The sequence below is a fragment of the Streptomyces sp. NPDC058326 genome, assembly GCF_042879855.1.
Classification (GTDB): Bacteria; Actinomycetota; Actinomycetes; order Streptomycetales; family Streptomycetaceae; genus Streptomyces.
The window spans coordinates 205,682-218,607 of record NZ_JBHVZO010000005.1 but is presented as its reverse complement, the minus strand read 5'-3'; the positions used below and the strand labels follow the sequence as shown (position 1 = coordinate 218,607).

The following is a 12,926-nucleotide window of genomic DNA, read 5'->3' as shown; positions in this document are numbered from 1 at the left end:
CAGGAGTCCACACCTGATGGAGATCACGCCGGAGTTCCTCCGTGACCCCTACCCCGTGTACCAGCGGATGCGGGAGACCGGCCGTATGCACCTGAGTTCGGCCAACACCGGGCGCACCTGGTTCCTTCCGCACCACGCCGACATCCGCACCGCGCTGCGCGACGAGAGGTTCTCCGCCGCCCGTAAGGCCGGGGGTTTCGTCAACCAGTTCCCGGCCGAGGTGCGGCCCGAGTTCGCGCGGTTCAACGACGCCATCAGCCGGTGGATCGTGCTGCACGACCAGCCCGAGCACCGCCAGCTGCGCCAGCTGATGCAGCAGGGGTTCACCCGACGGCTCATCACCACCATGGAGCCGAAGATCCAGCGGGTCTGCGACGACCTGATCGACGCCTTCGTCAAGCGCGGCGGCACCGAGTTCATGACCGAGTACGCCCACCCCTTCCCCGCCAAGGTGATCGCCGAGATGCTCGGCGTGAACCCCGAGGACTACCCGGCCTTCGTCCGCTGGTCGGAGGACCTGCTCAACTTCGCCGGCTCCCTGCGGCCCACCCTCGACATGTTCCGTGCCGCCCAGGACGGACTCCTCTCGATGATGGACTACTTCGCCGAGCTGCTTCCCGAACGGCGGGCGAACCCCGGCGACGACCTGGTCAGCCTGCTGCTCAGCGCCGAGAGCGAGGGCGAGTGGATGACGGCCGAACAGGTCCTGGCGAACTGCACGCAGATCATCGTCGCCGGGCACGAGACGACACGGAACCTCGTCGCCAACGGCGTCGAGCTGCTGCTCCGCTTCCCGGAACAGCGCGCCCTCCTCGACGCGCGGCCGGAGCTGATGCCCAGCGCGGTGCGGGAGATCATGCGCTACGAGAGCCCGCTCCAGTTCATCCGGCGGGTGGCCCGGGAGGACTTCGAGTTCGGCGGCGCCGAGGTCCGGGAGGGGGACGGGCTGGTGCTGATGCTCGGTTCGGCGAACCGCGACCCCGAGGCCTTCGACGACCCCGACACCTTCGACCTCACCCGTAACCCCACGGGGCATCTGGCGTTCGGCTGGGGTCCGCACGTGTGCGTCGGCGCCGCCCTGGCCGAACTGGAGGGCCAGGTGTCGTTCCGGACCCTCCTCGACCGCCTCCCCGGCCTGGAGCTGCGGGGGCCGGAGCCCGAGCGCATCCCCAACCCGATGCTGAGAGGCTTCGCCACCCTGGACCTGGGCTTCCGGGAACAGTCCGCGTGAGCGCCGCCGACCCCACGGCGCGGGCGGAGCCCGACGCACCGGACGGCCACCGCTTCGCGCGGGCCGCCTCGACGGCCGCCGAGGCCCTCGCCGGCGCCGGGGTGGCGCCGGCCGACGTCGAACTCCTCCTCGTGGCCACCGACGCCTTTCCCGCGTACCACGAGCAGCCGTCCGGCGGGAACGTCCTCCTCGACGGGCTCTTCAACGCGGCCGTCATCCGCGAGTTCGACGAGCGGACGGGCCTCACGCGGGCCGTGCCGATCGGCCTCACCCTGGCCCCGGACGCCCCCGCCGACACCCCCGTCCGCTGGGCCGAGGCGCTGCTCGCCGCGGAGTCCCGGCGCACCGCGCTCGTCGTCACCGTCCTCGGCCCCGACACCCCGCGCGCGCGGGTCGTCCAGCGACCGGACTGACCCTCATATCTCCTGCGGACAGGGAAGCTTGGTCCCTGCCGGAAGCCGTTCTCAACCGCGAGGAGCGGGCCCCGTCGCGTGTCCGCTCCATCCGTCGGTGGGTGCGTCGTTGACCGCGAACACGCCCGTTCCGGTGGCGCACGGGTTACCGGCGAACCGGGAGGACGCTCCTCCGCCCAGGCTCACCTCGTCGCCCTCTCTCGCGAAGACCTCTCCGCGCGCGTCGTGGACGACGGCCTTGCCGTCCTCGATCCGGGCCGTCCATCCGTACCCCCAGTTGAGGGCGACGGTCCCGCCGGCGGGTTCCGACGTCACGGCCAGGCAGTTCTCGTCCGTGACCACCAGAGTTCCCGTGAGGAGCCCAAGGAGGCCGGCCGGCGGGTCGTCCTTCGCGCGCACGATCATCCGGGGCGGCGTCTCGGGGTTCCTGGCCGTGCCGCTCGCCCTCTCCCGGGCGGCGACCGGGTGCGGTTTCCGGTCCGCCGGGGGTTCGTCGGTGAGCGACCCGCAGCCGGTGACGCCCGCGAGCAGCAGGACTCCCGCCACGGCCGCCACGCCACGGTGCACGGTCGTCCTCGTCCGCTTGCCGAGCTGGTCTGTCATCGCATCCCGTCCGTTCGCCAGACGCACGACCGGTGTGCGCTCCGAGGTGGGACGGCCGTGCCGCCGCCCGGGTTCCGCACGGCGGCACGGCCGGTTGTCAGCCGACCTCCGGCGACACGCCCCACCGGGGGACGTCCGGCGTGCGCCGGAGGGCGACGGCGGTGACGACGAGGCCGGCGCGGCAGAGCCAGCGCCCTTCGAGCACTTTCAGACGGTCGCCGTCCGGGCCGTCGTCCGGGACGCCGACGTGCGCGGTGAACGTCCCCGCGTCCGGGTCGATCAGGACGTCCGCGTCCCCGAAGTCCAGTTCGCGCCCGGTCAGCGGGTACCAGACCTTGAACACCGCCTCCTTGGCGCTGAACAGCAGCCGGTCCCAGCGGACCTCCGGCACGGAGGCGGCCAGTTCACGGATCCGGGCCCGTTCCCCCGGCAGGGACACGACCTCCAGCACGTCGTCCGGCAGCGGCGCGTTCGGCTCCGCGTCGATGCCGAGCCCGCGGTAGTCGGAGACGCGGCCGACGACGGCCGCGCGGTACCCGGCGCAGTGGGTCATGCTGCCCACGAGCCCGGCCGGCCACCGCGGAGCACCGCGTTCCCCCGGCACGAGCGCCACCGCCGCCACTCCGAGCGCGCTCATCGCACGCCGGGCGCACATGCGGACGGCGGCGTACTCGTGGAGTCGTTTCGGCAGGGCGCGCGCGACGGCGGCGGCCTCCTCGGGGAACAGGGCGCGGACGGCCGACTCGCGGTCGAGGAAGGTGTGGGCGGCGCTCGCGGGCGGGGGTATCAGTTCCTCGATCACGGGAGCCCAGAGTACCCACGGTCCGACCGGATCCACCCGGGTCGCGTCACAGGGAGGCGGGCGGTCGCGCGTGACACCCGTGTTCCGGGGTTCCGGAGGGGCGATGACACCATGGCACGCGTCACGACCACCCACGATCGACAGGAGGGGACGGGCCTGTGCCTGCTCCGCGGATGAGAACGACACCCCTGCCCGGCATCGGAGTCCAGTACGACCTGACGACCCGGGAGCACCGCCAGCTGTCGGTCATCGCGCACCGCGACGGGACCCGCACCGTGAACGTGTACCGGGCCGACGACCCCGACGCGTGCGCGCAGTCGCTGCACCTCACCGAGGCCGAGACGGCCTCGCTGATCGACGCGCTGGTGCCCGCCCACCACAGCCCCACCGTGCTGCACACCACCGGTCTGGGGCTCGTCGCCGAACGCATCGAGCTGTCCGCCCACGCGTACTGGAACGGGCGGGTCCTCGGCGAGACCCGGATGCGGACCGAGTCGGGGGCCTCCGTCGTCGCCGTGCTCCGCCGCTCCGGGGCGATACCGTCCCCGACGCCCGCCTTCCGGCTCGCCGGCGGTGACACCCTCATCGTCATCGGCACCCGCGAGGGCGTCGACGCGGCCGCCGCGATCCTCGGTCGGGAGTGAGGGCGGCGTGCACTCCGCGGTCTTCCTGATCGAGTTCGGTGCCATCATCCTCGGTCTCGGCCTGCTCGGCCGCCTGGCCGGCCGGTTCCGGTTCTCCCCGATACCCCTCTACCTCCTCGCCGGACTCGCCTTCGGCAACGGCGGCCTGCTGCCGCTCGGCGCCAGTGAGGAGTTCGTCGCCATCGGCGCGGAGATCGGGGTGATCCTCCTGCTCCTGATGCTCGGCCTCGAGTACACCGCGAGCGATCTCGTCTCCAACCTCAAGACGCAGTACCCCGCCGGGCTCGTCGACTTCACCCTCAACGCCCTCCCGGGCGCCGCCGCGGCGCTGCTGCTCGGCTGGGGGCCGGTCGCCGCCGTCGTCCTGGCCGGCGTCACCTGGATCTCCTCGTCCGGCGTCATCGCCAAGGTCATGGGCGATCTGGGACGCCTGGGCAACCGCGAGACACCGGTGATCCTGAGCATCCTGGTCCTCGAAGACCTCGCCATGGCCGTGTACCTGCCCATCATCACGGCCCTCCTCGCGGGGGTCGGTCTCGCGGCCGGCAGTGCCACGCTCGCCATCGCCCTTGGCGTGGCCGGCGCCGTCCTGTTCGTCGCCGTCCGCTACGGGCGTCTGATCTCCCGTTTCGTCTCCAGCGACGACCCGGAGAAGCTGCTCCTGGTGGTCCTCGGGCTCACCCTGCTCGTCGCCGGTGTCGCCCAGCAGCTCCAGGTGTCCGCGGCCGTCGGGGCGTTCCTCGTCGGCATCGCCCTGTCCGGGGAGGTCGCCGACGGCGCCCACACCCTGCTGAGCCCGTTGCGCGACCTGTTCGCCGCGGTCTTCTTCGTCTTCTTCGGTCTGCACACGGACCCCGCCAGCATCCCGCCGGTGATCCTCCCGGCGCTCGCCCTGGCCGTCGTCACGGCGCTGACGAAGATCGCCACCGGGTACTGGGCGGCGCGCCGTGCCGGGATCGGGACCAAGGGACGGTGGCGGGCCGGCGGCACCCTGGTGGCGCGCGGCGAGTTCTCCATCGTCATCGCCGGTCTCGCCGTCACGGCGGGGGTGCAGCCGCAGCTGGGGCCGTTCGCCACCGCGTACGTCCTGATCCTGGTGGTCATCGGCCCGCTGACGGCCCGCTTCACCGAGCCCGTCGCGGCGCGCCTCATGCGGAGCCGGACGAAGAGCGTGCCGCCCGTGGAGGCTGTGACGCCCGAGGCGGTCGCGGCACCCGAGGCGGCCTCCGACCGCGTCTGAGGAACGGCTCGTTCCGGGGGGTCCCTCCAGGGGACCCCCCGGGTCTGTTCTGCGCCGGATTCCCGCCAGACCCTTGTCAGTGCAATTTCACATTACTATGGTACTGCTCGCACCACTGCTGGAAAGAACGTCAACTCGGCTTGCAACCAGGCGAGTTGACTGGGAACCACCCCCACATCCCCTCCCTCCCACAGGAGCCCTGGTGTCCCAGCACAGATCCGTGCGCAGCGCCCTCCTCGCCTCCGCGCTCGCGGTCGGCCTGCTCGTCCCCCTCGGACAGACCGTCAGCCAGGCGGCCGGGCCGACCGGTTCACCGACCGCGACGACGGCGCCGCGGCCGCACCCCCATGACGAGGTCGACCGCCTCGCCTCCGCGCCCCCGGCCGTCGCGGCCCCGGCGCCCGCTCCCGGCGGCGCGGCAGCCGGCCGTACACCCGGCGCCGCCACCGACCCCGCCGCCGAGCCGCCGCATACGCGACGGCAGGCCGGCGCCCCCTGCACCCTCGACGGCGTCACCGGCCTCACCCCCGAGCGCTTCGCCGATTTCCTCGCCGATCCCGCCGTGACCGCCGACGACTGTCTCCGCGGCCTCGTCTGGACCTGGGACGCCCGGCTCGCGCCGGTCATGTCCGACGCCCACGTCCAGGCCGTCGCACGCCGCGCCACCGGCCTCGCGGCCACCCACGACGGCACCAACTCCACCCATCTGGAGGAGATGTTCACCTACCTCCACGCGGTGGCCTACCACGACTTCTCGCGCGACGAGATCGACACCGGCGACGCCCCGACCGTCGACGCCGTACGACGGGCGGTCGCGGCCTTCGGCACGGCCCCGCGCACCTTCGACGTCACCGCCACCAACGCCGACACGCTCCGCGAGGCCCTGTACGCGGCGAGCGCCCCCGGCCTCCGCCACCACCAACTGCCCCTGATCCGCAAGGTGCTCGCCACCATGGACGCCGACCACCCGGCCACGCGCCTCGACCCCGCCTGGGCGGGCGCCGCGCTCGCCGGGCTCTCCGTCAACTACCTCGGCGTCTACCCCGGCAACCGGGACACCGCCTTCCACACGGCGGCCGCCGCCGACCCGGCGTACCGCGCGGCCTTCAAGGCCTTCGCGGGGTACGGCCACCTGAAGGGGACCGCGAACAGCTGGGTCGCCCGTGACGCCCTGAGCGAGTACGGCCGCTTCGGCCAGATCGAGGGCCTGCGCCCGGCCGTCGTCGCCGACCTCGGCGCCCTGCTCGGCCCGGCCGAGACCGCCTTCGGCACCGGCAGCGCGCAGTGGGCCTCGCTGGTCTCCTGGCTCAACGTCTACGAGGCCTGCGCCCCGTACGGGGTGTGCAAGGCGGACATCGAGCGCCGGATCTTCCCGTACACGTACACGTACGACAGCGGCGCCATCAAGGTCCGCACCGGGCTCCCGCGCGCCACCGTCGACACCCTGTACTACGCGAGCAAGCAGGTCGCGGCGCAGTTCCACCGGGTACTCGGCACCCAGGAGCCGCTGGCCGGCGACCCCAACACCTCGCTGAACATCGTCCTGTACGCCTCACGCGCGGACTACGAGACGTACCACCCGATCCTCACCGGTATGGGCACGGACAACGGCGGCATCTACATCGAGCGCGGCGCCACCTTCTACACGTACGAGCGCCGTGTCCCGCAGGACTCGTCGCTGACCCTCGAAGAGCTCTTCCGGCACGAGTACACGCACTACCTCAACGGACGGTATGCCGTCCCCGGCTTCTTCGGCGAGGGCCCCTGGTACCAGGGTGACCGCACCACGGCGATGGACGAGGGCACGGCCGAGTTCTTCGACGGGGCCACCCGCGACGACGGCGTCAGGGTCCGCAAGTCCCTCGTCCGCAGCGTCATCGCCGACACGGCGGGCGGCGGCCCGCGCATGACCGTACGGCAGATCCTGCACGCCACCTACGACGGCGACGGCTTCCGCTTCTACGCGTACGCCGGCACCTTCTTCGAGTACCTCTGGACCGAGAAGCCGTCCGCGCTGCGCGAGATGTACCAGCACCTGCGCCGCAACGACGTCGCGGCGTACGACGCCTGGCGCGCCCGGCTGAGCGCGGACACCTCGGTACAGCGCGACTACGACCGCTTCCTGGACACGGCGATCGCCGACGTCGACCGGCTGTTCGTGCCGGCCACCACGTTCACCCCCGTCGCAAGGCTCCGGGACTCCCGGGCCGCCGACGTCGCCGCCTCGTTCGCCTCCGCGACCTCCAACACCCCCGTCTGCACGGAGAGCGGTGCGCCGGGCGGACGCCGCTTCACCTGCACCGGACGCGTCACCGCCAACCTCGCGAACGCGGGCAGCGCCGACCAGGTCTTCAAGGACATGTCCGAGACGGTCGACTACTTCCTCCTCGACCGGGCGGGCACGGCCTCGAACAACCTCGCCGACATGAACTGCTCCTTCGGCCCCGTCGACATCTGGACCGGCGGGCGCGCGGGAACGTCCACCTACCGCTGCGAGGGACCCCTGCGCGGCTGACCCCGGCCGCCAACCCGTCCGACAGGGCGCGGAGTCCGACGCACTCCGCGCCCTGTTCCACCCCCTGAAAGAATGTGACATCTTACCGCCGTGCCCAAGACACAGAGCCTGGACGCCGTGATCATCGGCGCGGGCGTCGTCGGAGCCGCCTGCGCGTACTTCGCCGGCCGCGCGGGACTCTCCGTCACCGTCGTCGACAGGGGACCCGTCGCCGGCGGCACCACCGGCGCCGGAGAAGGCAACCTCCTCGTCTCCGACAAGGAGCCCGGCCCCGAACTCGACCTCGCGCTGCTCTCCGTACGCCTCTGGAGCGAACTCGCCGCCACCCTTCCGCAGGACACGGAGTACGAGACCAAGGGCGGCCTCGTGGTGGCCCCCGACCCGGCCACCCTCCAGGCCCTGCGCGGCTACGCCGAGAGCCAGCGGGCCGTCGGCGTCGAGGCCGCCGAGATCCCGGGCGACACCCTGCGCACCCTCGAACCGCACCTCGCGGACGGGCTCGCGGGCGGCTTCCACTACCCGCAGGACGCCCAGATCCAGCCCGCCCGCGCGGCCGCCCGGCTCCTCGCCGCCTCCGGCGCGTCCGTCCACCTCGGCGAGGAGGTCACCGGCATCCTGCGCACCCCGACCGGAGCGGTACGCGGAGTCCGCACGGCCCGCCGTGAACTCGCCGCCCCCACCGTGGTCAACGCGGCGGGCACCTGGGGCGGGGCCGTCGCGGCCCTGGCCGGCACGGAGCTGCCGGTGCGGCCCCGGCGCGGGTTCGTGCTCGTGACCGAACCCCTCCCCAGAGTCGTACGGCACAAGGTGTACGCCGCCGACTACATCGCCGACGTGGCCAGCGGCTCCGCCGCGCTCCAGTCCTCGGCCGTCGTCGAGGGCACCCCGGCCGGGCCCGTGCTCATCGGCGCCACCCGGGAGCGGGTCGGTTTCGACCGGGCCCTCTCCGTCGAGGCCCTGCGCAGGCTCGCCTCCCAGGCGGCGGCGCTGTTCCCGGTCCTCGCCGACGTACGGGTGCTGCGCGCCTACCACGGCTTCCGTCCGTACCTGCCCGACCACCTTCCGGCCATCGGCCCCGACCCGCGCGTCCCGGGGCTGCACCACGCCTGTGGCCACGAGGGCGCGGGGATCGGTCTCGCCCCGGCCACGGGACTGCTCGTGACGGCCGCGCTGACGGGGCAGGTCCCGGCCGTGGACCCCTTCCCGTTCCGGCCGGAACGGTTCGCCGCCGGCCCCCGTCCCGACCCCGCTTCCGCCCGGGAGACCACACCATGAGACGACTCCGCCGCACCACCACAGGCGCCCGCACCCCGCGCTCCCTGGTCGGCGGGCGGGCGAAGGACACCTTCACCGTGGAGTTCGACGGGCGCCCGCTGCCCGCGCTCGCCGGGCAGTCCCTCGCCGCCGCCCTGTGGAGCGCGGGCATCCTGACCTGGCGCACCACACGCGTCTCGGGCGCCCCACGGGGTGTGTTCTGCGGGATGGGCAGCTGCTTCGACTGCCTCGTCACCGTCAACGGCCGGCCCAACCAGCGCGCCTGCCTCACCCCGGCCCGCCCCGGGGACACCGTCACGACACAGGAGGGCACCGGCCGTGCCGAACTCACCGTCTGACACGAGCACAGGCACGAGCACGAGCACGGACCCGCGTCCGGAGCCGTATCCGGAAGGGGACGGGCCCGGAGGTTCGGGGCCTGAGGGCCTCGCCGACCTCGCCGTCGTCGGCGCAGGCCCCGCCGGACTCGCCGCGACCGTGGCGGCGGCCCGGCTCGGGCTCCGTGTGGTCCTTATCGACGCCGGGGACCGCCCGGGCGGCCAGTACCACCGGCACCCGGCGCCCGAGCTCGGCGCGCTGAGGCCCGGGGCGCTGCACCACGGCTGGCGGGAGTTCGCCCGGCGGACGGCGGCACTGGACGGCCTCGTCCGCTCCCGTCGCGTGACCTACCGCCCGCGATGCCACGTCTGGACCGTGGTGCCCGAGGGCTCCGTCTGGCGGCTGCACGCCCTCGTCACCGGCGACGACACCGCGGTGACCGTACGCGCCCGTGCGGTGCTCCTGGCCACGGGCGCGTACGAGCGTCAACTGCCCTTTCCCGGCTGGACCCTGCCCGGCGTCGTCGCCGCGGGCGGCGCGCAGGCCATGCTCAAGGGCGGGCTCGTCCTGCCGGGCCGCCGTGCCGTCGTGGCCGGCAGCGGCCCGCTGCTCCTGGCGGTCGCCGGCTCCCTCGCGGCGGCGGGCGCGCGTGTCCCCGCCGTCGTCGAGGCCGGAACGTATCTGGGGTACGCCGGTTTCACCCCCGCCCTCCTGCGCAACCCCGCCAAACTCGCCGAAGGAGCCGTGCACGGTGGCGCGTTGCTGCGGCACGGGGTCCGGCTCCTCACGCGCCACGCGGTCGTCGAGGCGCACGGCGGCGACCGCGTGGAGGCGGTGACCGTCGCCCGGCTCGATGCCGACTGGCGGCCCGTGCCGGGCACGGGCCGCCGGATCCCCTGCGACACGGTCGCGGTCGGCCACGGGCTCGTACCGCAGCTGGAGCTGGCGACGGCCCTCGGCTGCGCCACCCGCACGGCAGCCGACGGGACGCCCGCGCTCGTCCTCGACACCGATCAGTCGACCTCCGTTCCGGGCATCTGGGCGGCCGGGGAGACCGGTGGTGTCGGCGGCGCCCGACTGGCGGTTCTGGAGGGCGAGTCGGCGGCGGAGTCCGTGGCCCGGACGCTGCTCGGTGCTCACTCGCCCGGGCTCCCCGCGAGGGACTCGGCCGCCCGGCGCCGCCGTGACCGGCTGCGCGGGTTCGCCGAGGCGATGGGGGCCGTGCACCGGCCCGGCGCCGGATGGACCCAGTGGCTGCGGGAGGACACCGAGATCTGCCGGTGCGAGGAGGTGCCCGCCGCCCGTGTGACGGAGGCCGTCGACACGCTCGGAGCCCGGGACGCCCGTACGGTCAAGCTGCTCACCCGAGCCGGAATGGGCTGGTGTCAGGGCCGGATGTGCGGGTCCGCCGTGGCGGCACTGGCGGGACAGCACCCGTGCGCCGGTGGCGAGGCCGCCCCGCCACCGGACCGCCGCCCGCTGTCCTGTCCCGTACCCCTGCGTCACCTGGCCGAGCTGCCGACAGACACGCCGACCTGACTTTCAGTCAAAAACCTTTCGCGGCAGTCATCTTGTGATCCTTACGCCCACCAGTAAAATGTCACACACCACACAAGGGAGTTCTTCATGGCTCACGAGCAAGCCCCTGTGCACCGCGTCCACCCCTGGCACGGGATCATGGTCGCCACCGCCCTCCCCCTGCGCGACGACGGCTCCGTCGACCACGACGCCTACGCCCGCCACGTCGCCTGGCTCATCGCCCAGGGCTGCGACGGCGTCGTCCCGAACGGCTCCCTCGGCGAGTACCAGACCCTCACCGGCGAGGAGCGCGCCCGCGTCGTACGGACCGCCGTCGAAGCGGCCGGCGACGGCTCCCGGGTCATGCCCGGCGTCTCCGCGTACGGCAGCGCCGAGGCCCGGCGCTGGGCCGAGCAGGCCGCGGAGGCCGGGGCGGGCTCGGTGCTGCTCCTGCCGCCCAACGCCTACCGGGCCGACGAGCGTTCCGTACGCGCCCACTACGCCGAGGTCGCCGGAGCCGGCCTGCCGGTCGTCGCCTACAACAACCCCCTCGACACCAAGGTCGACCTCACCCCCGCCCTCCTCGCCCGCCTGCACGCGGACGGCAGCATCGTCGCGGTCAAGGAGTTCAGCGGAGACGTCCGGCGCGCCTACGAGATCGCCGAACTCGCCCCGGGACTCGACCTGCTCGTCGGCGCCGACGACGTCCTCCTCGAACTCGCCCTCGCCGGAGCGGTCGGCTGGGTCGCCGGCTACCCCAACGCCCTCCCGCGCACCTGCGCCACGCTCTACCGCGCCGCCGTCGCCGGAGACCTCGACACCGCGCTCCCGCTCTACAAGTCCCTCCACCCGCTGTTCCGCTGGGACTCCAAGGTCGAGTTCGTGCAGGCGATCAAGCTGTCCATGGACCTGGCGGGCCGCCCCGGCGGACCCACCCGCGCGCCCCGCGTCCCACTGACCCCGGAGCAGGAGGCCGTCGTGCGCGCCGCGACGGAGAAGGTCCTCGCCGAGGGACACGCGTAGGGCGTGTCTGACAATTCCCGTCGGGTCCGGCCCGCCCGGCACGCACGCTCGCCGCACGGCCGAAACGCCCAAGTAGCTCCGCTACGAGGGCGTCCCGGCCGCACGCCGATCGCACGCACCGAACGACCCGGCCTGATCCGACGCCAATTGTCAGACACGCCCCAGGCCCGGGACCGCTCCCGCGCACAGGTACGTACACCGCCTCCGTACGTACGCCACCTCCCGTAGACCCGAAGGGACCCCATGCGCACCCGCCACGTCTACCACGCGGTGGACTCCCACACCGAAGGCATGCCCACCCGGGTGATCACCGGCGGCGTCGGGGTGATCCCCGGCGCCACCATGGCCGAGAAGCGGCATCACTTCGCCACCCACCTGGACCACGTCCGCACCCTCCTCATGTACGAGCCGCGCGGGCACGCGGCGATGAGCGGCGCGATCCTGCAGCCGCCCACCCGCCCCGACGCCGACTACGGCGTCCTCTTCATCGAGGTGTCGGGGCTCCTCCCGATGTGTGGCCACGGCACCATCGGTGTCGCGACCGTCCTCGTCGAGACGGGCATGGTGCCGGTCGTCGAGCCGGTCACCACCGTCCGCCTCGACACCCCGGCGGGGCTCGTGAGCGTCGACGTCCGGGTCGAGGACGGCCGGGCGTGCTCCGTCACCCTCACCAACGTGCCCGCGTTCGCCGCCGGTCTCGACCTCAAGGCGGACGTGCCCGGATACGGCACCGTCACCTACGACCTCGCCTACGGCGGCAACTTCTACGCCTTCGTCGCCCTGGAATCCCTGGGGCTGCCGTTCGACCCGGCCCACAAGGACGAGCTGCTCGCCGCCGGCCTTGCCGTCATGGAGGCGGTCAACGCGGGCCCCGACCGGCCCGTCCACCCGGAGAACCCGGACATCGCCGGGGTGAAGCACGTCTACCTGGCCGCGCCCGGCTCCGACGCGGTCCGCTCACGCCACGCGATGGCCATCCACCCGGGCTGGTTCGACCGCTCCCCGTGCGGCACCGGAACGAGCGCCCGCCTCGCTCAGCTGCACGCCAGGGGACTGCTCGCCCCCGGTGCCGACTTCGTCAACAAGTCCTTCATCGGCACCGAGTTCACCGGGCGGATCGTCGAGGAGACGGAAGTGGCCGGCCGGCCGGCCGTCGTCCCGACCGTCACAGGCCGCGCGTGGATCACCGGCACGGCCCAGTACTTCCTCGACCCCGAGGATCCCTTCCCCGCCGGATTCCTGCTCTGACCGCGACGGACGCGCGCGAGGGCCGACGGCGAGGACCCTGGGGGGTGGGCAACTCCCGCCCCCCGGAAGGAGAAACGTGACATTGTACGATGCTCC

12 protein-coding genes are annotated in these 12,926 nt (G+C 73.3%); 10 read left to right on the top strand and 2 right to left on the bottom strand.

The window, feature by feature from the left end; all coding sequences use genetic code 11:
- Positions 1 to 16 precede the first annotated feature (16 nt).
- Together ACFVYX_RS12480 and ACFVYX_RS12475 are read left to right on the top strand one after the other, a co-directional pair.
- Positions 17 to 1,231, top strand: coding sequence for a cytochrome P450 (locus ACFVYX_RS12480; RefSeq protein ID WP_389681296.1), 1,215 nt, complete (start codon positions 17 to 19; stop codon positions 1,229 to 1,231).
- Entirely contained in the window at positions 1,228 to 1,644 is a 417-nt protein-coding gene (locus ACFVYX_RS12475; RefSeq protein ID WP_389681295.1) for a hypothetical protein, read from the top strand. The genes ACFVYX_RS12480 and ACFVYX_RS12475 overlap by 4 nt, the downstream gene beginning before the upstream one ends.
- A 51-nt stretch (positions 1,645 to 1,695) precedes the next feature.
- On the opposite strand, the gene ACFVYX_RS12470 is transcribed toward ACFVYX_RS12475, so the two are convergent.
- Complete coding sequence (locus tag ACFVYX_RS12470; RefSeq protein WP_389681294.1) at positions 1,696 to 2,247, bottom strand: hypothetical protein; 552 nt, start codon at positions 2,245 to 2,247, stop codon at positions 1,696 to 1,698.
- Between the two features lie 97 nt (positions 2,248 to 2,344).
- Positions 2,345 to 3,049: a 4'-phosphopantetheinyl transferase gene (locus tag ACFVYX_RS12465; protein WP_389681293.1), complete on the bottom strand. Its 705-nt coding sequence runs from the start codon at positions 3,047 to 3,049 to the stop codon at positions 2,345 to 2,347.
- A gap of 173 nt (positions 3,050 to 3,222) precedes the next feature.
- Between ACFVYX_RS12465 and ACFVYX_RS12460 the strand changes: the two genes are divergently transcribed.
- The 8 genes from ACFVYX_RS12460 (at position 3,223) to ACFVYX_RS12425 (ending at position 12,830) form a co-directional block, all read left to right on the top strand.
- Complete coding sequence (locus ACFVYX_RS12460; RefSeq protein ID WP_389681292.1) at positions 3,223 to 3,693, top strand: cation:proton antiporter regulatory subunit; 471 nt, start codon at positions 3,223 to 3,225, stop codon at positions 3,691 to 3,693.
- Between the two features lie 7 nt (positions 3,694 to 3,700).
- Entirely contained in the window at positions 3,701 to 4,933 is a 1,233-nt protein-coding gene (locus ACFVYX_RS12455) for a cation:proton antiporter (protein ID WP_389681291.1), read from the top strand.
- Positions 4,934 to 5,135: 202 nt separating this feature from the next.
- Positions 5,136 to 7,448, top strand: coding sequence for a collagenase (locus tag ACFVYX_RS12450; RefSeq protein WP_389681290.1), 2,313 nt, complete (start codon positions 5,136 to 5,138; stop codon positions 7,446 to 7,448).
- Positions 7,449 to 7,538: 90 nt separating this feature from the next.
- Entirely contained in the window at positions 7,539 to 8,723 is a 1,185-nt protein-coding gene (locus tag ACFVYX_RS12445; RefSeq protein WP_389681289.1) for an NAD(P)/FAD-dependent oxidoreductase, read from the top strand.
- Complete coding sequence (locus tag ACFVYX_RS12440; RefSeq protein ID WP_389681288.1) at positions 8,720 to 9,061, top strand: (2Fe-2S)-binding protein; 342 nt, start codon at positions 8,720 to 8,722, stop codon at positions 9,059 to 9,061. The genes ACFVYX_RS12445 and ACFVYX_RS12440 overlap by 4 nt, the downstream gene beginning before the upstream one ends.
- Entirely contained in the window at positions 9,042 to 10,580 is a 1,539-nt protein-coding gene (locus ACFVYX_RS12435; RefSeq protein ID WP_389681287.1) for an FAD-dependent oxidoreductase, read from the top strand. The genes ACFVYX_RS12440 and ACFVYX_RS12435 overlap by 20 nt, the downstream gene beginning before the upstream one ends.
- A gap of 87 nt (positions 10,581 to 10,667) precedes the next feature.
- Entirely contained in the window at positions 10,668 to 11,582 is a 915-nt protein-coding gene (locus ACFVYX_RS12430) for a dihydrodipicolinate synthase family protein (RefSeq protein ID WP_389681286.1), read from the top strand.
- A gap of 243 nt (positions 11,583 to 11,825) precedes the next feature.
- On the top strand, positions 11,826 to 12,830 hold the full coding sequence (locus ACFVYX_RS12425) for a proline racemase family protein (protein WP_389681285.1): 1,005 nt from the start codon (positions 11,826 to 11,828) through the stop codon (positions 12,828 to 12,830).
- Positions 12,831 to 12,926: the final 96 nt, after the last annotated feature.

Coding starts and splice junctions, on each gene's coding strand:
- ACFVYX_RS12460 (WP_389681292.1), top strand. CDS start 3,223: ATGAGAACGACACCCCTGCCCGGCATCGGAGTCCAGTACGACCTGACG.
- ACFVYX_RS12470 (WP_389681294.1), bottom strand. CDS start 2,247: ATGACAGACCAGCTCGGCAAGCGGACGAGGACGACCGTGCACCGTGGC.
- ACFVYX_RS12440 (WP_389681288.1), top strand. CDS start 8,720: ATGAGACGACTCCGCCGCACCACCACAGGCGCCCGCACCCCGCGCTCC.
- ACFVYX_RS12480 (WP_389681296.1), top strand. CDS start 17: ATGGAGATCACGCCGGAGTTCCTCCGTGACCCCTACCCCGTGTACCAG.
- ACFVYX_RS12430 (WP_389681286.1), top strand. CDS start 10,668: ATGGCTCACGAGCAAGCCCCTGTGCACCGCGTCCACCCCTGGCACGGG.
- ACFVYX_RS12425 (WP_389681285.1), top strand. CDS start 11,826: ATGCGCACCCGCCACGTCTACCACGCGGTGGACTCCCACACCGAAGGC.